At 58.0% G+C, this 22,824-nt stretch carries 21 protein-coding genes; 13 read left to right on the top strand and 8 right to left on the bottom strand.

Annotated features, from left to right (window positions below; all coding sequences use genetic code 11):
• Window positions 1–76: 76 nt before the first annotated feature.
• From HKN37_03280 to HKN37_03240, 9 genes are all read left to right on the top strand, one after another.
• Entirely contained in the window at window positions 77–1,357 is a 1,281-nt protein-coding gene (locus HKN37_03280; protein ID NNE45662.1) for a hypothetical protein, read from the top strand.
• 8 nt (window positions 1,358–1,365) lie between these two features.
• Window positions 1,366–2,538, top strand: coding sequence for a hypothetical protein (locus tag HKN37_03275; protein NNE45661.1), 1,173 nt, complete (start codon window positions 1,366–1,368; stop codon window positions 2,536–2,538).
• Between the two features lie 167 nt (window positions 2,539–2,705).
• Window positions 2,706–3,092, top strand: coding sequence for a VOC family protein (locus HKN37_03270; GenBank protein NNE45660.1), 387 nt, complete (start codon window positions 2,706–2,708; stop codon window positions 3,090–3,092).
• Window positions 3,093–3,194: 102 nt separating this feature from the next.
• Complete coding sequence (locus tag HKN37_03265; GenBank protein ID NNE45659.1) at window positions 3,195–3,746, top strand: hypothetical protein; 552 nt, start codon at window positions 3,195–3,197, stop codon at window positions 3,744–3,746.
• Window positions 3,747–3,771: 25 nt separating this feature from the next.
• Window positions 3,772–4,632 carry a zinc metallopeptidase gene (locus HKN37_03260; GenBank protein NNE45658.1) on the top strand — a complete coding sequence of 287 codons (861 nt, stop codon included), beginning with the start codon at window positions 3,772–3,774 and terminating at the stop codon, window positions 4,630–4,632.
• A 4-nt stretch (window positions 4,633–4,636) separates the two neighbouring features.
• Complete coding sequence (locus HKN37_03255) at window positions 4,637–6,130, top strand: M20/M25/M40 family metallo-hydrolase (protein NNE45657.1); 1,494 nt, start codon at window positions 4,637–4,639, stop codon at window positions 6,128–6,130.
• Between the two features lie 280 nt (window positions 6,131–6,410).
• A complete protein-coding gene (locus HKN37_03250) occupies window positions 6,411–6,695 on the top strand; it encodes a hypothetical protein (protein NNE45656.1) in 285 nt (94 codons plus the stop codon).
• A gap of 12 nt (window positions 6,696–6,707) precedes the next feature.
• Window positions 6,708–7,157, top strand: a complete 450-nt coding sequence (locus HKN37_03245) for a hypothetical protein (protein NNE45655.1) — start codon at window positions 6,708–6,710, stop codon at window positions 7,155–7,157.
• On the top strand, window positions 7,145–7,708 hold the full coding sequence (locus tag HKN37_03240; GenBank protein ID NNE45654.1) for a GNAT family N-acetyltransferase: 564 nt from the start codon (window positions 7,145–7,147) through the stop codon (window positions 7,706–7,708). The genes HKN37_03245 and HKN37_03240 overlap by 13 nt, the downstream gene beginning before the upstream one ends.
• 33 nt (window positions 7,709–7,741) lie before the next feature.
• Here HKN37_03240 and HKN37_03235 read toward each other — a convergent pair whose 3' ends face one another.
• Window positions 7,742–8,773, bottom strand: coding sequence for a T9SS type A sorting domain-containing protein (locus HKN37_03235; protein NNE45653.1), 1,032 nt, complete (start codon window positions 8,771–8,773; stop codon window positions 7,742–7,744).
• Between the two features lie 249 nt (window positions 8,774–9,022).
• On the opposite strand from HKN37_03235, the gene HKN37_03230 reads away from it, so the two are divergent.
• Window positions 9,023–11,287, top strand: coding sequence for a S9 family peptidase (locus HKN37_03230; GenBank protein ID NNE45652.1), 2,265 nt, complete (start codon window positions 9,023–9,025; stop codon window positions 11,285–11,287).
• Between the two features lie 322 nt (window positions 11,288–11,609).
• Window positions 11,610–13,262: a T9SS type A sorting domain-containing protein gene (locus HKN37_03225; GenBank protein NNE45651.1), complete on the top strand. Its 1,653-nt coding sequence runs from the start codon at window positions 11,610–11,612 to the stop codon at window positions 13,260–13,262.
• Between the two features lie 67 nt (window positions 13,263–13,329).
• Here the strand turns inward: HKN37_03225 and HKN37_03220 are convergent, their stop codons facing one another.
• Window positions 13,330–14,190: a mechanosensitive ion channel family protein gene (locus HKN37_03220; protein ID NNE45650.1), complete on the bottom strand. Its 861-nt coding sequence runs from the start codon at window positions 14,188–14,190 to the stop codon at window positions 13,330–13,332.
• 5 nt (window positions 14,191–14,195) lie between these two features.
• Window positions 14,196–15,008 (bottom strand): hypothetical protein, encoded by an 813-nt coding sequence (locus HKN37_03215; protein ID NNE45649.1) that lies wholly within the window; start codon window positions 15,006–15,008, stop codon window positions 14,196–14,198.
• Between the two features lie 305 nt (window positions 15,009–15,313).
• Here HKN37_03215 and HKN37_03210 point away from each other — a divergent pair, with 305 nt between their 5' ends.
• Window positions 15,314–15,721, top strand: coding sequence for a hypothetical protein (locus HKN37_03210; GenBank protein NNE45648.1), 408 nt, complete (start codon window positions 15,314–15,316; stop codon window positions 15,719–15,721).
• A 67-nt stretch (window positions 15,722–15,788) separates the two neighbouring features.
• Window positions 15,789–16,604, top strand: a complete 816-nt coding sequence (locus tag HKN37_03205) for a carbon-nitrogen hydrolase family protein (protein NNE45647.1) — start codon at window positions 15,789–15,791, stop codon at window positions 16,602–16,604.
• A 296-nt stretch (window positions 16,605–16,900) separates the two neighbouring features.
• On the opposite strand, the gene HKN37_03200 is transcribed toward HKN37_03205, so the two are convergent.
• From HKN37_03200 to HKN37_03180, 5 genes are all read right to left on the bottom strand, one after another.
• Window positions 16,901–17,821 carry a hypothetical protein gene (locus tag HKN37_03200; protein NNE45646.1) on the bottom strand — a complete coding sequence of 307 codons (921 nt, stop codon included), beginning with the start codon at window positions 17,819–17,821 and terminating at the stop codon, window positions 16,901–16,903.
• A 63-nt stretch (window positions 17,822–17,884) separates the two neighbouring features.
• Window positions 17,885–18,634: a slipin family protein gene (locus HKN37_03195; protein NNE45645.1), complete on the bottom strand. Its 750-nt coding sequence runs from the start codon at window positions 18,632–18,634 to the stop codon at window positions 17,885–17,887.
• 24 nt (window positions 18,635–18,658) lie between these two features.
• On the bottom strand, window positions 18,659–20,053 hold the full coding sequence (locus tag HKN37_03190; GenBank protein NNE45644.1) for a nodulation protein NfeD: 1,395 nt from the start codon (window positions 20,051–20,053) through the stop codon (window positions 18,659–18,661).
• Window positions 20,054–20,382: 329 nt separating this feature from the next.
• Complete coding sequence (kbl, locus tag HKN37_03185; GenBank protein NNE45643.1) at window positions 20,383–21,624, bottom strand: glycine C-acetyltransferase; 1,242 nt, start codon at window positions 21,622–21,624, stop codon at window positions 20,383–20,385.
• A 43-nt stretch (window positions 21,625–21,667) separates the two neighbouring features.
• Window positions 21,668–22,618 (bottom strand): NAD-dependent epimerase/dehydratase family protein, encoded by a 951-nt coding sequence (locus HKN37_03180; protein ID NNE45642.1) that lies wholly within the window; start codon window positions 22,616–22,618, stop codon window positions 21,668–21,670.
• Between the last annotated feature and the right edge of the window lie 206 nt (window positions 22,619–22,824).

The raw sequence follows: 22,824 nt of genomic DNA, 5'->3' as shown, positions 1-22,824 counted from the left end.
GGATACACGTCGGCGAATATTTCTCACGTTTCGAGACCTATCTTTCCGAACCCGAAAAGGTGCTCGGTAAGCATTCATGAGTCAAGCAGTGACCGCCTTGTCAAAATCCAGGAACTGCACGAAGGCTTCGTCGCTTCTCGCAGCCGTCGTGCTCTTCGCGACGCCGGATGTCGGCTACGCCCAGACCGATACGTTCAACGTGTACTATCTCGGCGGACAGTCAAACATGGACGGCTTCGGGGATGTGTCCGATCTCCCGGAAGATCTCAATCAGATTAATGATAACGTCTGGATCTACCATGGTAACTGGGGTCCGGATGATGCGCCGACGCCGGACGGACGCGGCCGATGGACGCGCCTTCGACCGGGCCACGGGGCTGGTTTTCGTTCCGACGGTGAGGACAATACGTACTCCGGCAAGTTCGGTATCGAACTCACATTTGCATCACGACTTCGCGAACTGCATCCCGGTGAACGGATCGCGCTGATCAAGTACTCGCGAGGCGGCTCGTCGATCGATTCCTCTGCAGCGGGCCGTTTCGGGTCGTGGGAACCGAATTTTCGCGGGTCCACCGGTATCAACCAGTATGACCACTTTCTCGCAACAATCCGAGGGGCCATGTCGGTTCGCGACATCAACGGCGACGGTCGCGATGACCGGCTTCTTCCGGCAGGGATTGTCTGGATGCAGGGAGAGTCGGATGCGGCGTTTACCGATTCGATAGCCCTGCGATACTCCGCAAACCTGAAACGGCTTCTAGGCTTGATTCGTGCCACACTTCGTGTGGACGACCTTCCGGTGGTTGTCGGCCGCATTTCAGATTCAGGACAGGATGAGGACGGAATGGTTTGGGATCATGGGGAAATCGTTCGCACGGAGCAGAGAGCCTTTGTAGACGACGACGTTAAGGCCCGTCTCGTAACATCGACCGATGCCTACGGCTTCTCGGATCCGTGGCACTATGATTCGGATGGATTCCTCGATCTCGGCAAGAAGTTCGCCGAAGCAATGGTCGAAATGACTGATCCCGGCGCAAGACCAGATGAACTTACGGGGAGATGGCGCGTGGATCTTCGTCCTACACCGGATGCCGAGCCGTACTACAAGGAGTTCGTAGTGACTTCGGTTGAAGATGGTTCGATGACGGGACAGTTCTACGACACGGAGATCGAGGACGGACGTACGAATTCTGACTGGGGAAGCATTCGGTTCTCCTTTGTGACGAGAGACGGTACGGGTCCCTACCATCACAGCGGCGAATTGGTGGGTGGTCGTCTGGTCGGCACGACGCATTCGCCGGGTCGCGACTTTCTTTCTGTCTGGACGGCAACGCGAACATCAGCCGACACGAACTAGGTGAAGGGATGAAAGTGCTACTATTAGGTGTGGGCATGCAGGGCAGCGTGGCGCTGGATGACTTGATGCGTAGCGTCGCCGTGGCTGAGGTGGTGGCTGCCGACCAGGATCTGGACGCCCTGCGCGCGCGCGTCCGCACGATGGGATACGGCGAAAGGCTTCGGTGCGAGCAACTCGATGCTGCTGATCAGGCATCACTCGATCGACTTTTCGCGCTGGGCCCCGATGTTGCCATCGATTTGCTGCCGGTCGACTTCATCCCGGCAGTAGCGGAGTGCGCGATTCGCCACGGTGTTCATCTCGTCAATACGTTCTACGTACCCGAGTCTCTCCGTGCACTGGCGCCGGCGGCGGAGGCTGCAGGGGTCGCGATTCTGCCTGAGTTCGGGATGGATCCGGGTATCGACCTCGTGCTGCTCGGTGAGACTGTCCGGGCGATGGACGAGGTCTACGAGATCCACAGCTACGGAGGTGGCATTCCGGCTCCCGAAGCGTCGGACAACGCGATCCGGTACAAGATCAGCTGGACATTCGAAGGCGTCCTTCGATCGTACTATCACCCAGGCAAACTTATCAGGCAGGGACAGGAAGTTCGGCTCAAAGCCAATGAATTGTTTGCCCCGGCCAACGTTCACGAAATTGAAGTTGACGGACTTGGAACGATGGAGGCGTTCGCAAACGGGGATGCCGTTCAGTATTGCGAACCGCTTGGAATCGATGTGTCGACCCTCCGCGCGGCAGGGCGATACAGTCTGCGCTGGCCAGGCCACTGCGCGTTCTGGAAGAAACTGGTGGATCTTCATCTTCTAGACAACGAGCCCGTGATTGTAGGTGACCAGTCGGTAGACAGACAGGCGTATCTTGTAGCGGCTCTTGAGCCTTATCTCCGCTATGAAGGTGACGAACCAGACCTCGGCATCATTCGACTTGATGTTGTCGGACGTCTCGACGGTGTTGACTGCACCGTGACACATCTTGTCGTCGATCGTCGAAATCCCGAGACGGGATTCACGGCCATGGGCAGACTAGTGGGGTTCACGGCAAGTATTGGTGCTCAGATGCTGGCCACGGGCGACATCAGTGGAAAGGGAGTACTTTCGCCGGTGCGGGCTGTGCCGCATGCACGGTTTCTTGCCGAGCTGGAGCGTCGCGGAGTTGAGGTAACGACGCTCGAGCACTGATGCCTTGCGAGGCTGTGCGGCTTGCATCGTGATGTCGTGTCGCTCGCAGGGAGACTCAGAAATACGTATCGTCATGGTTGACTGCATTCGAGCCCGCGGGAAACTGCCTGGCGACGGTATCTCGTAGCTCGTAAGAGTATTGTGATTCAACGAAGGAGTACAGGTTCATGGAAACGAATGTCGGGAGCATAGGTTGGGTCGATCTGACGGTCGAGGATGCCAGTACGGTTCGAGATTTCTACGAAGCGGTGGTCGGATGGGAGTCTGACGAATTCGACATGGGCGAATACTCCGACTTCGTCATGCGACCTGCGGGCAGCGCGGACGGCGTCGCCGGCGTGTGTCACGCACGCGGATCCAATGCGGACGTGCCTCCCGTGTGGATGGTCTATTTCAACGTAAAGGACGTGGCGGACAGCGCCGAGCAATGCCAGCAACTGGGGGGTGAGGTTATCGTTGCTCCGCGAGGATTGGCGGGCGGGCGCTACTGTGTGGTGCGCGATCCGGCAGGCGCCGTGTGCGCACTGTTTCAGCATCCCGACAAAGACAAGTAGAGCTTGCTCGATCGCAGTGTGTGACCAGGTGGTTGCGATGCGGTCGTCTCGGTGTCACATTTCGCGGTCAGAAAGTACACCAGGAATACCCGGAGACCATACATGATCGCTTACGTTTTCTGGCATACCCGACTGGCGGATGTGCCCGCCGGGGCCTATGAAAGTGGACTTTCCGCATTCCATCGTTCGCTCACCGTCAACACTCCTCAAGGATTCCAGTCTTCAACCTCCTGTTGCTTTGAGGGTCTTCCGTGGGTCCAGAAATCCGACGTTTACGAAGACTGGTATCTTGTGAACGATTTTGAGTCGCTGGGTATTCTCAACGATCGAGCCGCGGCAGACCGTCACGCTGAAACGCACGATCACGTGGCATCGTACTCCGAGACGGGTACCGGGAGTATCTATGCACTCGAGGCCGGAGCGCCAATTCTGGACGCGGACTTCGCGTACTGGTTTGACAAGCCGGACGGAGTAAGTACGGCCACATTTCTGAATGAGATCAGGCCGATCGCGGAGAGTCCAGGAAGGGCTCTGTGGAGGCGACAACTGAGCCTTGGGCCCGCGACCGAATACTGTATCCGGTCTGCCTCACGTATCGAATTGCCATTCAAGTTCTCGGTGGCGCAAGTGAAGCGCCGGGCATGGCCGCAATAGCTACAATTGTTGAGGGACACGTTCCATGAAGTGGAAGTCAGGGCGACGAAGTCAAAACGTTGAGGATCGTCGCGGTCGCGGGGGCCGGATGATGAGAAGGCCGGCGACGAAAGTCGGCGGGGGATTCATAGTCGTGGCGCTCCTTGCTGTTCTGTTCATGGGTGAGGATGCCGGGAAATTGCTGGAGGTACTGGGTGGAGCCGGTGCACCGATGGTCCAGTCCGCTCCGCCGGTCGCCACGCAAGCATCTGACGAACTCGCTCAATTTGTATCCGTTGTTCTTGCAGATACGGAGGATGCGTGGTCCTCGGTATTCTCGAAGTATGGCAGCCGCTACGCCGAGCCCAACCTTGTACTCTTTACGGACGCCGTCGAATCGGCATGCGGAATGAATACGGCTGCCACCGGTCCGTTCTACTGTCCGGGAGATAACAAAGTGTACCTGGACCTCAGCTTTCTCGAGCAGCTCAGGCGCTTCGGTGCGCATGGTGATTTCGCTCTTGCGTATGTGATCGCACACGAGGTGGGGCATCATGTCCAGAGCCTGCTGGGCACGGAGCGCGAGGTGCGTCGTTTGCAGGGTCGCCTCGGACGGGCCGATCGCAATGCCGTGTCAGTCTTGATGGAACTGCAGGCGGACTGCTATGCGGGTCTGTGGGCGCGCCAGGCTGATCAGACGAGGGGGATTCTTGATGAGGGTGACCTCGAGGAGGCGCTCAATGCGGCAGCGTCTATCGGGGATGATCGACTTCAGCGAATGTCCGGCAGGCGCGTCCAGCCGGAGGGGTTTACGCACGGAACGTCGGCGCAGCGCTCGCAGTGGTTCCGGACGGGCTTCAACTCAGCGACACTAGAGGCGTGTGACACGTTCGCACAGCTTCGATAGTGGCATTCGAATGAAGCGGATCATCGTCGTTGTTCTGGTGGGTCTTGTGGCGCTGTCCGCGGTGCTAGTGGTGCGAGCCGTTCTCGATGTGCCTGTCGATGACGATCGAGTAGAGCGGACCGCTATTGCCGATGGTTTCGCAGAGGCGGAGGAGAGGCTCGCCGGTGCGATCCGATTTCCAACGATCTCCAGTCAGGACACAAGTCTTGTCGACACGACCGCGTTCCTCTCGTTACATGCATATTTGCGGGATGTCTATCCCGGCGTGTTCGGGACGCTGCGCGTGGAGAGGATTTCCGGGCTTAGTCTGCTGCTTACCTGGGAGGGCTCCACGCAGGACCGGCCCCCTGTGCTTCTTATGGGACATCTTGACGTCGTTCCTCCGGGTGCGGATTCTCTATGGGTGCATCCGCCGTTCGGGGGCGAGCGATTGGACGGATTCGTCTGGGGTCGCGGTACGCTGGATGACAAGATCGGGGTGGTGGCGGCGCTTGAAGCCGTCGAACGGTTGATCGCAGAAGGCTATCAGCCTGAGCGGACGTTCTACCTTGCCTTTGGTCATGACGAAGAGGTCGGGGGCTCGAATGGTGCTGCAGTGATCGCCGATACGCTGGCGGCACGCCTCGATGGAAAGCTCTCGTTCGTGTTGGATGAGGGCGGCTTTGTGGGCAACGGTCTTCTCGACGGACTGGACGTTCCGGTCGCCCTGGTCGGCGTCGCAGAAAAGGGATATCTCACACTTGAATTGAGCGCGCTCGCTCCGGGCGGTCATTCGTCGGCGCCGCCAGAGGTCACCGCGGTCGGTCGGGTGAGTCGGGCTGTTGCAAGGTTGGAGGCCAAGCCGTTTCCTGCCCGAGTTGATGGTGCGACGCGGGCGATGTTCGAGCATGTGCGTCCCTACATGGGGGTAACACGTCGAGTGATCTTCTCCAATCTGTGGCTTCTGGAGCCGTTGGTTCGGTCGCTGATGGCGGCTGATGCGGGTGCAGCAGCTCTGATCCGAACGACGACGGCCGCGACCATGATCAGGGGAGGGGTGAAGGAGAACGTCTTGCCGACGAAGGCCACAGCGATCATCAACTTTCGGATACTGCCGGGAGAGACGATTGATACGGTGACGGAACGCGTGCGACGAATCATCGACGATCCTGATGTCGGCATCGCCCCGGTCAACGTCTACTTCGATCCGTCGCCTGTTTCCGATCCGGCGGCGCCGCCGTTTGCACTGGTCAGGCGGACTGTTCGCGAAACGATTGACATGGAAGACCTGGTCGTCACCCCTTTCCTGGTTCCTGCTGCTACGGATTCCAGGTATTTCACTGGGCTTTCAGACAATGTCTATCGGTTTCTACCCGTTGTGGTAGGTCGCGACGAGCTCGAGACGATCCACGGCGCAGGTGAGCGGATCAGCGCAGAAAATGTTCGGGCGTGTGCCGCATTTCTGTATCAACTGATTCGCAATACGGAGCAGTTAAAAGACGGTCCGGCGGACCAATAGCGACGGCCGAAGAGCTGTTGTCGTCGCTGATTCGTGTCGTGGGGCAAGGCCCTCCTCCCCTCACTATCAAGTTAACCCGTGTGGCGGCCGAGCACCAAAGGACGTCCTGTTTGCACACTGTCTTGCACGATAGTCGGGCAACTGATCAAGCATCCGTAACGCCAGGCAGGTGGTAACCTCTGTCGAGAGGTAACGTACGACGTGGAGCCAGAGAACAGGGCCCGGCGGCCTTGATTGCGGCCTTTTTCCTATTATCCCGTAAACAAGCACCACTACCGATATGCCTCCAGGACTTGTCACGATTATCCTCGTCTCGATCATTGCCGGCATGTCGGGCTTTGTCGCGATTACCAAGATCATTGTAAACCATCTCGAGCGCCGCCGCAGTCTACCGGAAGGCTCGAGCATGACACAGAGTGAGCTTCGTTCCATGATCGCCTCGGCGGTTGAAGAAGCAACAGCGCCGATTGTAGCCGAAGTGGCCACTCTGCAGAAGCAACTTGCAGCACCGGACAAGGCGCCACTTCTGCCGGAGCACCGGGACCCGCACACGGACGACAGCTGACGTCGAAGGTCAATGGACGAGACGCCAAAACGATTCACGCACCGCCCACTGGTTGTCGTGCTGCTGGCTGTGGCGCATTTGTTCTTCGGGGCCGTTTGCCTGTTCATGCTGATGGCGCACGGACTCATGGTGGGTTTCTGGGAGGGTGTCGGCCTCGGCTTTGGAATGATTGCGGTCGGAGCGACCACGACCGCCGTCCTGACTCATTTCAATCCCCGCATGCGCTGGCTCTGGATCGTCACGTTTTGCATCCTGCCCTTCGTCTATATCATACCGTCCTACTTTTTGTACGCCAGGACGGGAAACACACTTCCTCTCACATACTGGATCACGTATCCAGTCGCGCTTGTCTGTGCCTGTCTGATCGGCTCGGAGATGGGTGCCCGCTTTGAATTATGGAATCGAATGCGGCAGCCAACGCGTGGCAAATTCGTGCGACGGCTGATACGATGGCTCTCCTAACTCACGTCGCATCTCCCGACCGATGGCCGGATATCGAGGCGCTGTTTGGCGAGCGCGGTGCATGCGGCGGATGCTGGTGCATGGTCTGGCGACATCCGCGCAAAGTGTTCGACGCTGGAAAGGGGCTGACTAATAAGGACCTGCTTAAAGAACTGGTGCATGGCGACCGACCTCCAGGCGTGCTCGGATATCATGGTAAGAATCCAGTCGGCTGGTGCGCCGTCGCGCCGCGAACCGAGTACGGGTTTCTCTCCAGATCTCGTGTACTGGCGCCGGTGGACGATAAGCCGGTGTGGTCCGTCTCGTGTCTGTTCATCGAGAAGAAACACAGACGACAGGGATTGTCGGTGGATATGTTGAAAGCGGCAGTCGCCCTTGCCGTTGAATACGGCGCGACGACAGTAGAGGGGTATCCGATTGATCCGGCGACAGATCGATCCCCCGACGCGTTTGTCTGGACCGGTCTCCTGACCGCGTTCCTTGCGGCAGGCTTCGTCGAGGTGGCGCGGAGGTCCGAGACCCGACCGATCGTTCGCTATGTCACAGGGTGAACGCGCGCGAACGGTTCGATTCCAGGCGGCGAACTACTTCAGCAGAGTCATCACGCGGCTGGATGAGAACGTCTCGCCGAGGCTCCGAACAATGTAGAGTCCGCTCGGGAGCGAGCCGGCGTCAAAGGCGACTCGGTATGGCGTGTTTCGTTCGAGACGGGCATCGAGCAGTGCCATAACGCTCCGTCCCGTCACGTCAAATACTTCAACGGTCACCTCCTGATCACGCTCGACAGCGATTTCGAATTGAGTCGTCGGGTTGAAGGGGTTCGGGTAATTTGGCGAAATGAAGAATCCGTCCGGCAGATTGGCCACTACCTCAATCTGCTGAGAGTATTCGAACGTCCCGTCCAGGTCGATCATCTTCAGTCTGTACCTGCCGACTGCTGGACCATCAATCGAATGGTCGAACTGATAGCGCCGCAACTCGTCCGACGTGCCGGTGGCCTCGACGAAGCCGATAGTCTCAAAGGTCTCGAATCGGCGGTATTGGATCTCGAACCCTGCTGTATTCTCTTCGGTAGCCGTGGCCCAGTAAAGGGAGACGACGGGTCCGTCCGTTCTTGCTTCAAAAGATACCAGCTCGACTGGAAGCAGCGAGCAACTGCCCGCACTGGTGAATTCGGCGAAATCCAGAATCTGGCCATTCTTCTGCTTGGTTCGAAGGCGAATGCTGCTGACGAACTGATCGAGTGTATATGTGAAGGTCTCAGTCGCGCCGTTGAAGATCTGTGTACCCGAGTCGTAATCGAATCTGAATGCCGTCCAGTTGGCCGAGCTGCCGTTGAATGTTGTCATATTTTCGGTAGCCGTTGTCCATGTCGAGAGCGAAGTTGTGGGACTGGACGGAGTCGCCGTGGCAATCTCGAAATAGACATTTTCGAGCCGGTTGCCCACTCCGCCGTCGTTGTTCTGTATTTGCCAGGTGTACACAAAGTTGCCGCTGTCGGCTGAGCTCAGCGTTACGACGATGGTACCCTGGTTTGCTACGCACTGGGCATAACTTGAAGTCGGCACGGCAATAAGCGTAACAATCAGCAATAAGGCAGTAAGGGCGGATTTCATGGAATCGCGGGAAGGATGTGGGGGAACGCACTACTCTCTGTGTCCTCTATCGTCGCCGGTCATTCAACCCTTAAGGTCCGATTGATCAGAAATGCGAGCCAAGAGCGCTTTTAAGCTGAACAATCGTTCCGGAAGCGATGCAGGGATGTTCCTTACGCACCGGGTCGGGGAACAGCAATGACGCCACCGCCTGCAGTACCATAAATTGCATCGATACTTGATCGTCCGGACCAATCCTACCCCAGAGCCATGAGATTCCGAGCCACGACACTGTTCCTGCTTCTCGTTGTCAGTACCGCATCCGCCCAGGTTGATGAGGCGAGTTTCGTCAGCATCGACCGCCTGTTTGCAACCGCCGAGTTCTTTCCCGATTTCACCGGACCGATGCAATGGGACGATAGCGGTCTTTCCTACACGAAAGTGCAACGGTCAGATGCTGTCGACGGCGCACAGGATATCATTCGATATATGCTCGCTGATGGATCCGAAGAAGTGATCGTTTCGGCACAATGGCTGATACCGGAAGGCAGCGATGCCGCACTGCGCATCGAGGCGTATACCTGGGCCCCCGATGGCAAGCGACTTCTCATCTACACGAATTCGGCTCGAGTCTGGCGCCGGAATACGCGAGGCGATTACTGGGTGCTGAATCTGGAGACAAAGCGACTGCACAAGCTCGCTGCCTTCGCGGAGCCATCGACGACCATGTTCGCGAAGTTCGCTCCGGTCGGCAACAAGGTGGCCTATGTGGTTGAGAAGAACATCTACGTGGAAGACCCTGATTCCGGCAAGATCGTGCAGCTCACTTCAGACGGCTCGGACACCGTGGTCAACGGAACGTTTGACTGGGTATACGAGGAAGAGCTCTCACTCCGAGACGGATTCCAGTGGAGTCCCAGCGGCAAACACGTCGCATACTGGCAGCTGGACATGACAGGCGTCGGGGAGTTTCTGATGATCAATAACACCGACTCCATCTACTCGTTCGTAATACCTGTGCAATACCCGAAGGTCGGCACGACTAACTCGGCTGCGCGCGTCGGAGTGGTGAGCGCCGACGGCGGTGCGACAAAGTGGATGGATGTGCCCGGCGATCCACGTGAAAATTACATCGCACGCATGGGGTGGGCCGGCCGCGACGACGCCATTATTCTGCAACAACTGAATCGCCTGCAGAATACCAACACCGTCATGATTGGCGACATAGTTACCGGCGGCATGAAGACGATCTATGTCGATCGGGACGAAGCCTGGCTGGAGGTTTATTCGGGTCCGGACCGCTCTGCCGAATCGGTGACATGGCTTGACGACGGCAACAGCTTTACGTGGGTGACCGAGAGTTTCGGCTGGCGCCATGTGTACGTCATCGACCGTGACGGGAGTGCATCTCGACTCGTAACGAAGGGTGACTTTGACATTGCTTCGCTCGAGCTGATCGACGATGAAAACGGTTGGATTTATTACATCGCTTCGCCTGACAACCCAACACAGCGCTACCTCTACCGGTCGCGTCTGGACGGAAGCGGTGAGGCTGAGCGATTGACACCGGCCGATCAGTCTGGTTGGCACGGCTACAGCGTCGCGCCGGGTGCGAAGTACGCGGTGCATCGTTACTCATCTTTTGGTACGCCGACGATCACGGAGATCGTCAGTTTGCCCGATCACAACGTCGTCACCACGCTCGTTGATAACGCGCGACTGAAGAAGACGGTCGCCGGCCTCTCTCGAGGCGAGTTCGAATTCTTCAGGGTCGCCGTCGAGGACGGAACAGAGCTCGACGGCTACATGATGTTTCCGCCGGACTTCGATAGCACGAAGAAGTACCCGGTACTCTTCTATGTGTACGGAGAACCCTGGGGCCAGACCGCCACCGACTCGTGGGGCGGGCGCAATTATCTCTGGCACACGATGCTCACCCAGAAAGGCTACATCGTTGCCTCCGTTGACAACAGGGGTACGCCGTCCTTGCGGGGACGCGACTGGCGAAAGGTGGTCTACGGACAAATCGGGATACTTTCGTCAGCCGACCAACGCGAAGCAGCCGTGGCGATCGCGAACCGGCCTTACGTAGATGCTGAACGAATCGGGGTCTGGGGATGGAGCGGAGGAGGGTCCATGACGCTGAACCTCATGTTTCGCTCGCCCGACGTGTACAGCACGGGCATGTCGGTCGCGCCGGTACCGGATCAACTGCTCTATGACACGATCTATCAGGAGCGCTACATGGGCCTTCCAGATGACAACGCGGAGGGCTATCGGCTCGGCTCACCGATCACGTATGCGGATCAGCTCGAGGGAAACCTGTTGATCGTCCATGGAACCGGAGATGACAACGTCCACTACCAGGGAGCGGAGCGATTGATCAATGCGCTGATCGCGGCCAACAAGCAGTTTACGATGCTGGCGTATCCGAACCGATCGCACGGAATCTTCGAGGGCCGCAACACGTCGCGACATCACTTTACGCTCATGACGAATTATCTGCTGGATAATCTTCCCGCGGGCCCCAGGTAGGTCTCTGGCTGTCGGTTGACGCTCGGCTCCCAACGCGTGTATGTGCGGCTGTGCGTGCATAGCTGTCTCGACGCGGCGTCCGCCACTTGGCGCGACTATGGAGCCGTGCATGCAATGATGCAGTGCCCTCTGCCGGAGTGAAGGCCCGATACATGGCCCCTCCTTCTCCCTTCGACTTGAGATTGGAATCCTCTGTCACAAAAGCTCGTCCGTGGCAGCTAGGGTAATTCACTGCAGGGTCGGCCCGACACGAGTCGTGGAAATGTGCCTCGCCGCGCCTGCAATGTCCACGCCCGTAGTCAGCTTCGACACAGGTACAGCCATGATGCGAATTGTTGTCGGTATTCCGCTGATCATGATAGCCGTAGGTGTACAAGCACAATCACCAGGATTTCTCTGGGCGAACCCGGCCGGAGGTCCATCCAACGACCGTGGCGCAGCCGTTGTCGTCGATGCCGACGGCAACGCGTGTGTAGCGGGGACCGTGGCCTACGAGACCGTCTTCGGCGATACGACTGTGACCGCGGGGTTTGCTGACTCCTTCGTTGCCAAGTACGCTCCAGATGGCGATCTCATCTGGGTTCGTCTCGGCGGAGGGCCCGATCTCGACCGTGGTCACTCGATCGGTGCCGACGGTTTCGGTAATCTGTACTCGACGGGATTCTTCCGCGGATCTGCAAGTTTTGGAGTCCACACCGTGGTGTCTGCAGGGCGAAATGACATCTTCGTTGTGAAGTATGACGCAGATGGTGAGGTAGTCTGGGCACGGCGCGCGGGCGGAATTGGGGACGACTCCGGACTTGGGATCGCGGTCAGCGCGGCAGGTGATAGGGTAGCAGTAACGGGCTACTTCGAGAACTCGGCAGATTTCAGCGGTACGCCGCTCACAACATCCTCTGAATCGGATATCTTCGTGGCCGTGTACGACGGCAGCGGGGCGCTTGCATGGGCACGGCAGGCTGGCGCTGCTGACGATTATGACGATCGGGGAGTTGATGTCGCGTTGACGGATGCGGGAGATGTGGTCGTGACCGGGGTGTTCGAGGAATCGGCGACGTTCGGTACGACGCAATTGATCGGGTTCGACTCTGAAGAGTCATTTGTCGCCAGGTACACGTTGAGTGGCGATTTGGACTGGGTCGCTCAAATCTCCGGTGACGGCGACGAGACGGTTAGTGGTGTCGCAATCGATGGGCTGGACCACATCTTCGTAGCGGGCGGGTTTGGCAACACACTGACCATTGGCGACTCCACGCGCTTCAATCCCGAGGCAAACGCCGATGTGTTTCTGGCGAGGTTTAGCGCCGGTGGAACACTCGATTGGGTGCGGCAGGTTGGTGGCCGTTTACGTGGACGCGCATCGTCCGTGGCGGCCGATCTCGACGATCACATAATCATCTCGGGTGATTTTCAGGGCGATCTGGAATTCGATGATGTGGTGCTAACGCATCACGGCGGGTCCGACATTTTTATTGCGGTCTACGATGCGGCCGGGCGCTACAGGTGGGCCAGGCAGGCTGGAGGAGCAGGGAGTCCTCGGAGCTTCGGAACGGCCGTGAATCAGGCGGGAGAGGTGTTCGTAACGGGAGACTTCATTGACACGACCCACTTCGACGGTTTCACCATTTCACAGGTCAATCTGGAGGATGTGTTCGTAGCGAAACTGGAGACCGTCACCGGAACAGGAGTTGAGGGTCCTCGACCTTCTGCATCGGGTGGGCAGCTTTCGGTGTATCCAGATCCGTTCGAACAGCAGACGTCGATCTCTTTCCGACTTCCACGTCCTCAGCGACACGTAACACTGTCTATGTACGACGTACTTGGCCGTCGCGTCTGGAAGTGGAATAAGGGGTATCAGGGAGAGGGTGCCTATTCAGTTGACTTCGACGGGCATGGCCTTGCATCTGGTGTCTATTTCTGCCGTCTCGAGACGGAGGAGTTCGCTTACACCAGACCCATGATTCGATCAAAATGAAAGACGCGGACGCAGAGGCCCCTGGGTATTGGGTCTGCCAAACGAGAGCAGGTGGAATCTATGAACGTCAATCCAGTCCGGTGATCGCCTCTTTTCCCTCGACAATCCGAATCGGGAATGCATCCGTGACGGTCCCTGCGTACAGCGACGTGTGCGGGAACGGAATCTCGATACCGGCCTCGTCGAAGGCGTCCTTGATCTCGATCTGTATCGAATTTCTCAGTGCAAGGAAGTTCTCGCGCATGGCCCAGACCGAATACTGAAACTCGAGTCCGGAATCTCCGAACGCCTTGAAGATGAAGAGTGGCTCGGGCTCGGTCAGACAGAGCTCGTTCGCATCCGAAACGCTCTTCAGCACCTCGATCGCCCTTCTCATGTCGTCCTTGTAGGCTATGCTGAGTTGGACATCAGCCCGCCGAATCGGAAAGCGTGTGAGGTTCGTGATCTCTGTCTTTATGAGCTGCTCGTTCGGAACGCGGACAAACAGATTGTCGAAGGTCCGGATCTTGACAGACATCAGATCTATCGCAAGCACCTCACCGGATGTGCTGCCCACTTTGATGACGTCCCCGATCGAGAACGGATTCTCTCCCAGAAGGAAGAGGCCGCTGATGAAATTGGAGGCAGAGGTTTGTGCCGCGAACCCGATAGCGACGGTCAGAATGCCGGCCGTCCCCAGGAGTACGCGCACGTCGAATCCGACTGCAACGAGCGCAGACGCAATGAAGACGCCGAACGTAATGTAGAATGCGAAGCGCCGGAATATCAGCGTCTGGTGCTTGGCTGCGTGGGCGAGAATGCGCCCGACTGCACTGCGAACGAGTCGAGCCACGAAATAGCCGACGACCAGAAGCAACGCGGCCTGCGCGTAGGAGACGGCGCGCTCGGCGGTGAAATAACCTGCGATCACTGTCCACATGTCTTGCATATTCGTCAGACGTCAATGATTTGGTTGATCAGAGAACTAAAGGTTCGCACGAGACCGCTGCGATCACGTACTTCACGCGGTCCGGAGATTGTTGTAGCCTTCGAGGCTGCCGCCGGAGCCCCGCGATCGATCCTTCGGGATGCAATCTCGTTTTCTTTGACGCGAACGAAGTGCATCGACTCGGTCCAGAAAAAACCACGGTCGTCGCGGAAAAGGGACAGGTACTGTACAGGTATACGCACGCGCTCAACACGCAAATCCTCATCCGAATCATTCTCGATCGAGACCGGCGTGACAACCCGATGGGCGCGAAAGGGTATGTCCTCGACTCGCGTCCTTCCTTCAGTCACGGACGAGTAGCACAATTCACCTTCTCGCGTATTTGCGCCGAACCACGAATCCGAAGGGCGAATGGACGGAACTTCCGTGAGGATACGATGCTCACCGATCTTGATGCGGAGCCAGACTGGTGTCGACACATAAAGCGTGGACGATTCATTTCCCTCGACATACAGCGCGTTCCTCGGTCGAACAATAACGGGTCGGTTTGCCAGTACCGGCTCGATGATCAGATCTTCGGAAGTCTTCTGCACACTGAATCGGTTGAGCGAAACGGTGACTGATGCATCGGGCCTTACGAGTTCGGTGCGCGCCGGGACTTCGACGTCAACCAGTTCCTCCATGGGATCGACAGCCCGCCAATGGGTAACGCGCCATTCGTAGCGCTCTCGCTCGATCCAGAGCGTGCAGGGGCCCACCTGCCATCGCCCCGCGTCGCCCTCTTTCAGGGAGAAGGGGCCCCACCAGTTCTTGTCCATATCGTCTCTTTCGATTTCATCCGGGGTAACGTGTCGGCGGGAGGCGACCACTCACGCCAGCATCACATCACCGAAGATATCAACGGGCGACCTTGCCAGCCGTGAGATCTCAGATAAACCTTACTGTGGTTCTGTATTGGCTGGAACGCAGGGACTGAGCACCTGGAATGCAGCCAGAAACCGAAGGCCGGCACAACTGACCTGCCGCCGCTATTAGAGCGTCATTAACGGATTGTCAACTTATTACGGGTCGTTCGCTTTATTATCCGACATACGATGCCAACCGGCAACAACCTGACCTACCCATGTGGACATGCTCATCGTGCGGTCGGCGCTTCAAACAGCGCAACCAGATGCATACGTGTGCGGTGTACAATCTTGATCGACATCTGACTGGCAAGTCGGCGGCTGTGGTGGCTATGTACCATCTGCTAGCGGGACAGGTTGGCGAGCTGGGAGCGGTGGAGATTGTGCCGATGAAGTCGTCCATTCTCTTCCGGGTGAAGACGGCCTTCGCGACAGTTTCCGTTCGGAGAAACTGGGTGGACGTGTATTTTTCTCTTCGCAGCCAGTATTCGAGTGCGCGATTTCGGAATGTGGTGCAGGTGTCGGCAGCCCGCTTCGTTCATGGCGTGAGGCTTGAGTCTCCCGATGACATCGATGAGGAGTTGCTCGGCTGGCTGTCGAAGGCTCGGGCACTGTCTTCGCTGTAGCTACAGAAGTAATGCAGACTCCCCGGGAGTGAGATGTGTATCGATGACCCGGCACGATTGAGGAGAAATGAGAGTAGCACTTGTTCAGCATCGAGCCTCGAAGGACCGCTCCGCGAATCTTGAACGAGGGTTGAGCGCGGCCCGGCGCGCCGCGGACGATGGTGCCCGGTTGATCTGCTTTTGTGAACTCGCGTTCGACCGGTTCTATCCCGCAGTTCCGGCAAGCGGAGACGTAGCCGGCCTGGCGGAGCCGATACCCGGTCCCACGACCGAGGCATTCGCGGAGTTGGCCGCATCGAAGTCCGTAGTGATTGTGCTGAACGTCTTCGAGCGAGACGGTGATCGCACCTTCGACACGTCGCCGGTGATCGATGCCGACGGCACGCTGTTGGGCCGGACGCGCATGGTTCACATCACAGACTATCCCTGCTTTCATGAACAGGGTTACTATGCCCCCGGAGATCGCGGGGCGCCGGTTTACGATACGGCGGTGGGAAAAGTGGGCGTGGCGATCTGTTATGACCGGCATTACCCGGAGTACATGCGTGCACTGGCCGTTGCCGGGGCCGAAATCGTGGTTGTCCCACAGGCTGGGGCCACTGGAGAATGGCCGGACGGACTGTACGAGGCGGAAATGACCGTCGCGGCATTTCAGAACGGATACTTTGTGGCGCTTTGCAACCGGGTTGGAGAAGAGGATTCTTTGACGTTCGCGGGCGAGTCCTTCGTGTGTGATCCATCCGGACGTGTTGTGGCGCGGGCCGGAGAAGGGACGGAAGAAACGCTGCTGTGCGACGTGGACTTGTCCGACGTGGAGCGCTCACACGCACGACGCCTGTTCATGCGTGACCGCCGGCCGGAATTGTATGGCGACTGGCTATAGCTGGCCGACATGGTCTAGACCCTCCTCACGAAGTCTGCGAGGAGATCGATCGATACGCTACCCCCGTTGTTGGGGGATCCATCCTGCTAATTTGACCGAACGCTGGATTCTCGCATTCGCGAGAATGACGGATGTCACTCGCGGTATTGGTTCCGCATGACGACGATGAGTAATGGTGAGGAGCGTGGTGACATACAAGAGCAAGGAACGCCGGCCGGATGACCTGCAGCTCACTGTCCGGACTCCAGGTGGCAAACTGCGAGCGACCGAGTGCAGTTCTGCGACGTAACGCGTCCCTATCTAAGTCCCACGCTTCTACCGTCGAGATCCCACGAAGCGTCGGCCTCGACTCCAAGATGTGCCAGTGCCGTTACCGAGACGTCAACGGGCGAAATCGATTCCGGCGGTTTGGCGTTCGCGGCAGTCCCGCTCGCAATGTAGAACGTGGTCGTTTCGAGCAGCGAAGTTCCTCCGTGACCTCCGTCGTCTCGCCTGCCATGATCGGTGCTGACGAGTATCAGCCAGTCTTCTTCTTCAAATGAGGGTCGCTGCCGGAGTGCCTTTACAAGCTGTCCGACCTGTCCGTCCGCCTCCGCGATGGACCGCCGATATTCTGCTGAAAGGGAGGACGTCTCGTGACCAACGACGTCCGGATTTCCGAGATAGAGGAAGGCGGCATCGACGTTGCGATTCTCCAGATACTCCACGGCAGCGAGGACACTCAACTCGTCGGCCGATCGATACCCCAGTTCATCCCCGTTGAAGAAGACCTTGTCATCGATATTTTCCCCGAGGAGCGGACCACCGTCGACCGGTTGGGAGAGCGGTGGCCAATCGGTGACAGAGAGTGTTGAAAAGGTCGTGTCGATTCCTTCAAGCCGTGACAGGAAATCGGGGTAGGCGTCGTACCGATTACCCGTGAAGTCGTTGCCCATCACGCCGTGTTTCGGTGGCCAAACGCCCGTGAGAAGGCTCGACCACATCGGTCCGCTGACGGTCGGAGCGTCGCTCTGGGAGCCTTGAGCGATCCAACCCTGTAATGCGAGGGTGTCGAGGTGTGGCGTGGATACATCCTCGAGGACGTCAACTCGTACGCCATCGATGCCAATGAACAGCACCTTCTTCTGCTGCGGCGATTGACACGCAGTCACAAGCAGGAGCAGCAGGCAGATCGCCGATACGGCTCCGTGCTGAGGTACACAAAAAGCGCGGGTCATTAGTGGAACGGGTCTGGTTGGGTAATAGAACCGGAAAGATCGTGCAGCGGCCAACGTCACGCATCAATCGTCTTTGGGAATCATCCCCTTCAGCAGGTCGATCGGAACGGGAAACACGATGGTGGTATTGTGCTCGGCTCCAACGTCTACCAGTGTCTGCAGAAACCGCATCTGCATGGCCATCGGATGGTTCTGGATGATGGCTGCCGCCTGCCGCAGTTTCTCCGCCGCCTGGAATTCCCCCTCCGCGTGGATGACTTTTGCTCTGCGCTCGCGTTCGCTTTCGGCCTGTTTGGCCATCGCGCGCTGCATGTGGTCCGGTAAGTCCACGTGCTTGACCTCAACGAGGGACACCTTAATGCCCCAGGGGTCGGATTGCGTGTCGATGACCTCTTGCAGCCGACGGTTGATCTTTTCCCGCTCGGCGAGAAGCTCATCGAGTTCGATCTGGCCGACGATGCTGCGTAGCGTTGTCTGGCAGAGCTGACTCGTTGCGTAGTAGTAGTCCTCGACCTCCAGGATTGCCCTCATTGGGTCGACGACCCGGAAGTACACAACAGCGTTCACCTTGACAGATACGTTGTCGATCGTGATGACGTCCTGCGTTGGCACATCCTGGACGAACAGGCGAAGGCTGACCCGCACCATCCGGTCTACGGGCCAGAAAACCATGATGAGTCCGGGGCCTTTGGCCGGTTCAAGAACCCTGCCCAGTCGAAAGACGACCGCCCGCTGGTATTCGAACAGAATGCGTATGCAACTCAGGAGATAGAGGACGATGATGGCGAGAGCCAACCCAATAGACTGAACGATCATTCTGACACCTCCATTGCGCCGTCACGTGTGTGTTTTGGAAGCCTTTCGATGTGTGACGCCGAGCGTCAGCCCGTCAACCTCGGTCACCCAGACAGTCTGTCCGCCAGTCACAGGCACGCCGCACGTCGCCTTCCACAACTCGCCGTGAACCTTGACAAACCCACGGAATCTTCCTTCGTCCGGAAGAAAGTCTGCGTCTGCGAATGCAGCTACGCCGATCAACCCCTCCGAGCCGGTAAGCACGCGCTTGCGGTGGGCGGCGACGATTCGACCCAGCAGGAAGAACGTGATGCCCGCCGTGGCCAGCGCAACCGGGATCAGCACGGCGAACGAGATCCGCATGATCTCGAATGGAGAGTCGATCAGCATCACGCCTCCGAGAATCAGGCAGATCACTCCACCGAATGTGAGCGCTCCATAGCTTGTGATGAACACCTCGGCGACGAACATGGCCAGTGCGAGAATAATCAGGGCCAGCCCTGTGTAATTAACGGGAAGAATTGCCAACGCGAAGAAGCCACTGAGCAGGCATATGATGCCGACGGTGCCGCCCACTCCCCATCCCGGGCTGTATAGCTCGAACAGTATCCCATAGAATCCAAAAATGATCAAGAGAAACGCGATGTTCGGATTCGATATCACGCCGAGCAGTTTCTCGCCCCACCACATTTCGGCCCGTGATATGGAGGCGTTCTGTGTTCTGAGCGTGTCCGGGCCCATCTGCAGTTCGACCGGCCGCCCGTCGATCACGAGCAACAGCTCCGTTACGTCTTTTGCCACGATGTCGACAACGTTGATTTCGAGCGCCTCGTCCTCGGGAATCGATTTGCTCTCGGTGACGGCAAGTTCCGCCCAGTCTGCGTTACGGCCGTGCATGTCTGCGAGCGAGCGAACCCACGCCACCGCGTCGTTGAGCACCTTCTCTTCCATGATCCCTGCATCCCGTGCTGCGGTCGTGTCGGAGACCGGTTGCTCTGACGGACTGCCTGGAAGTCCGCCCAGTTGCACCGGATGCGCTGCTCCGATGTGAGTGCCTGGCGCCATGGCAGCCACGTGGGCGGAGAGCGTGACGAACAACCCGGCCGATGCCGCCCGCGCTCCGGACGGATACACGTAGACGACTATCGGAACCTCACTGGCGATGATCCGCTTGACGATCTTGCGTGTCGACTCCATCAATCCGCCCGGTGTGTCGAGCGCGATGATGACGCACTGTGCTCTCGATTCCTCGGCCTCCGCGATTACCCGGTCGATGAATCCCTGCGTTACCGGAGTAATCGCCTGATCCTCGATCTGAAGTAACACGACGAGGCTGGAATCAGAGCTCGACTGTGCCCGCGCCGACATGACCGCAAAACACAGGAATGCGCATGCAAGGACACGCGATAGCGAGAATATGCAGTTCGATCCGATCATGTTGTTCGCGGATAGAGGGACTGCACGCGAAACGAACGTACTCCCACCCCTTATCGTGAACAAATACGGCCGGAATTGCAAGAGGGAATCGGCCGTCCGAAGCGTGCGCGATCGCACTACACGGCGATTTCGGCTGTCTGGACCTCGTTCTCCTCTCTGTACGGCTACGCACTAGCAGGCCTGCGCGGACTTGTAGGGGCCGGACCCGCCCCCACGCGGATTGCTGAAGCGGCGGGCGGATTATCGAGTCGAATTCGCGTGATCCCGAATCAGAGAGTCAAAGATGGGTCGTGGAAGAGTATCCGGATTTTCGCGATCCCGGGCGGAGCCTAATCGGGGTACATCTCGACAATCTCCTCGCGCGTCTTGCCAAGGATGCCGTATTTCTTTCCCACCTTCTCGAATGCATTGACTGCACGCTCGAGGTGTTCCTGCTCATGCGCCGCAGAGAGCTGCACCCGGATTCGAGCCGCTCCTTTAGGCACTACAGGGAAGAAGAAGCCGATCACGTAGATGCCCTCGGCGTACAGCTCGCGGGCGATGTCTTGCGACAACTTCGCGTTGTACAACATGATGGGTACGATGGGATGTACCCCCGGCTTGATGTCGTATCCGATCCGTGTCATGTTCTCGCGGAAATACCGCGTGTTGGCGTGCAGTTTGTCGCGCAACTCGGAGCTATCGGTGATCAGATCCAGAACCTTGAGCGACGCCGCCGCAATGACGGGCGATATGCTGTTCGAGAACAGGTACGGTCGAGAACGCTGCCGCAGCATTTCGATCATCTCCCTGCGGCCCGACGTGAACCCGCCGGAAGCACCACCCATCGCCTTGCCAAGGGTGCTGGTGATCAGGTCGACCCGGCCCATCACACCGCGATACTCGTGCGAACCGCGACCACCATCCCCCAGAAAACCCGTGCAGTGGCAGTCGTCCATCACGACCAGCGCATCGTACTTGTCGGCGAGGTCGCAGATCTTGTCGAGCTGAGCAATCGTTCCGTCCATCGAGAATGCGCCGTCGGTCATGATCATGCGGTAACGGGCCGGCTGCGACTGCTGAAGCTTGCGCTCCAGATCCGCCATGTCATCATGCTGGTAGATGAATCGCTTGGCCTTGCTTAGCCGGATGCCGTCGATGATCGAGGCATGGTTCAGCGCATCGGTCAGGATGGCGTCGTCCGCTTTCATGAAGACCTCGAACAGTCCCCCGTTCGCATCGAAGCAGGACGAGTACAGGATCGTGTCGTCGGTTCCGAGATAATCTGAGAGACGCTGCTCCAGCTCCCGATGCAGATCCTGCGTCCCGCAGATGAATCTTACCGACGACATACCGAAACCGCGGCTGTTGAGTCCCTCCTGCGCGGCCTCCAGAACGGCCGGATGGCTGGAGAGTCCGAGATAATTGTTCGCGCAGAAGTTGACCACATGCTCGGTCGGCGCAGCTTCGGGAAACTCGACCGAAATATCCGCTCCCTGCGGACTGTGGATATATCGTTCTTCCTTGTAGAGACCGGCCTCGCGGACATCCTGCAGTTCGCCGATCAGGTCGTTCTTGATCTTTCCGTACATGGTATCAATCTGGTGAAGTCGTTTTCGTAACGGTGCGCTGGCGCTAAGTCAGCTTGGCTTTCAGATTCTCGATCATGTCCATCGTCATCCGCTGCAGGTCGTAGTCCGGTTTCCATCCCCAGTCCTTCCGGGCTGCGGTATCATCGATGGTGGCGGGCCATCCGTCTGCAATGTCCTGATGATAGTCAGGAGCGTAGGTGACGGCAAGATCGGGGATATGCTGCTTGATCGCCTCTTCCAATTCACGCGCCGCAAAGCTGAAGGCGGTCAGGTTGTACGCATTCTTGTATGTGAGTTTACCACCGTCGGCTTCCGCAAGCTGTAGCATCGCTTTGATGGCGTCGGGCATGTACATCATCGGGAGAACCGTCTCCGGTCCTACGAAGCACGTGAACGGTTCTCCACGCACAGCAGAATAGAAGATGGATACTGCGTAGTCGGTCGTGCCTCCACCGGGTTCAACTTTCCAGGAGATCAGTCCGGGATAGCGGATTCCCCGTACGTCGAGATTGTACTTGCTGCAGTAGTAGTCGCACAGAAGTTCGCCCGCTGCTTTCGTGACACCGTACATGGTACCGGGTCGCAGCACGGTATCCTGTGGTGTGTGTTCTTTTGGCGTGGACGGGCCGAACACGGCAATCGAACTCGGGACGATCACACGTACCATGTTCTTCTGGCGTGCGATGTCGAGGACGTTCTTTAGTCCGTTGATGTTGACGTTCCAGGCGAAGTCAGGATTGCCCTCGGCCGTTGCGGACAGTATGGCTGCGAGATGAAAGACCGCATCGATGTCGTAGCGATACGCGATGTGAGCGAGCGAGTCAGGATCCAGAATACTCAGGAGTTCATACGGCCCCGTGTCGAGCAGATCCGCACTGGGTTTCGGATTGATGTCGGTTGCGAGGACGTTCTGGGCACCGTACTTCTCGCGAAGCGAAATGGTCAACTCGGATCCAATCTGGCCGGCTGCGCCGGTTACCAGAATTCTGCGCATGGGTTTTGTCGTCACGATGTTCGGCGTCCAGGTGGCAACTGTGTGTGAAGGTTGGTCAATAAACGCGAGGCAATTTAAACGCCGAGATCGTCAAGATGCGATGAACATCAGGCGACATCCATCGAGCAAACCTGCGCGCTACATCCCCAGAACCTCACCCGGGCCACATATACCCAACTCTTTACCGAATTGACAACGTTCACTCC

The organism is Rhodothermales bacterium, from assembly GCA_013002345.1.
Lineage (GTDB): Bacteria > Bacteroidota > Rhodothermia > Rhodothermales > JABDKH01 > JABDKH01.
This window is presented reverse-complemented; position numbering and strand designations above follow the sequence as displayed.

What these genes read in the sequence shown, in the direction of transcription:
- HKN37_03250 (NNE45656.1), top strand. Translation starts at nt 6,411, where the DNA reads ATGCCTCCAGGACTTGTCACGATTATCCTCGTCTCGATCATTGCCGGC.
- HKN37_03215 (NNE45649.1), bottom strand. Translation starts at nt 15,008, where the DNA reads ATGGACAAGAACTGGTGGGGCCCCTTCTCCCTGAAAGAGGGCGACGCG.
- HKN37_03200 (NNE45646.1), bottom strand. Translation starts at nt 17,821, where the DNA reads ATGACCCGCGCTTTTTGTGTACCTCAGCACGGAGCCGTATCGGCGATC.
- HKN37_03240 (NNE45654.1), top strand. Translation starts at nt 7,145, where the DNA reads ATGGCTCTCCTAACTCACGTCGCATCTCCCGACCGATGGCCGGATATC.
- HKN37_03280 (NNE45662.1), top strand. Translation starts at nt 77, where the DNA reads ATGAGTCAAGCAGTGACCGCCTTGTCAAAATCCAGGAACTGCACGAAG.
- HKN37_03180 (NNE45642.1), bottom strand. Translation starts at nt 22,618, where the DNA reads ATGCGCAGAATTCTGGTAACCGGCGCAGCCGGCCAGATTGGATCCGAG.
- HKN37_03245 (NNE45655.1), top strand. Translation starts at nt 6,708, where the DNA reads ATGGACGAGACGCCAAAACGATTCACGCACCGCCCACTGGTTGTCGTG.
- HKN37_03275 (NNE45661.1), top strand. Translation starts at nt 1,366, where the DNA reads ATGAAAGTGCTACTATTAGGTGTGGGCATGCAGGGCAGCGTGGCGCTG.
- HKN37_03270 (NNE45660.1), top strand. Translation starts at nt 2,706, where the DNA reads ATGGAAACGAATGTCGGGAGCATAGGTTGGGTCGATCTGACGGTCGAG.
- HKN37_03230 (NNE45652.1), top strand. Translation starts at nt 9,023, where the DNA reads ATGAGATTCCGAGCCACGACACTGTTCCTGCTTCTCGTTGTCAGTACC.
- HKN37_03220 (NNE45650.1), bottom strand. Translation starts at nt 14,190, where the DNA reads ATGCAAGACATGTGGACAGTGATCGCAGGTTATTTCACCGCCGAGCGC.
- HKN37_03235 (NNE45653.1), bottom strand. Translation starts at nt 8,773, where the DNA reads ATGAAATCCGCCCTTACTGCCTTATTGCTGATTGTTACGCTTATTGCC.
- HKN37_03190 (NNE45644.1), bottom strand. Translation starts at nt 20,053, where the DNA reads ATGATCGGATCGAACTGCATATTCTCGCTATCGCGTGTCCTTGCATGC.
- HKN37_03225 (NNE45651.1), top strand. Translation starts at nt 11,610, where the DNA reads ATGATGCGAATTGTTGTCGGTATTCCGCTGATCATGATAGCCGTAGGT.
- kbl (NNE45643.1), bottom strand. Translation starts at nt 21,624, where the DNA reads ATGTACGGAAAGATCAAGAACGACCTGATCGGCGAACTGCAGGATGTC.
- HKN37_03265 (NNE45659.1), top strand. Translation starts at nt 3,195, where the DNA reads ATGATCGCTTACGTTTTCTGGCATACCCGACTGGCGGATGTGCCCGCC.
- HKN37_03260 (NNE45658.1), top strand. Translation starts at nt 3,772, where the DNA reads ATGAAGTGGAAGTCAGGGCGACGAAGTCAAAACGTTGAGGATCGTCGC.
- HKN37_03210 (NNE45648.1), top strand. Translation starts at nt 15,314, where the DNA reads ATGTGGACATGCTCATCGTGCGGTCGGCGCTTCAAACAGCGCAACCAG.
- HKN37_03205 (NNE45647.1), top strand. Translation starts at nt 15,789, where the DNA reads ATGAGAGTAGCACTTGTTCAGCATCGAGCCTCGAAGGACCGCTCCGCG.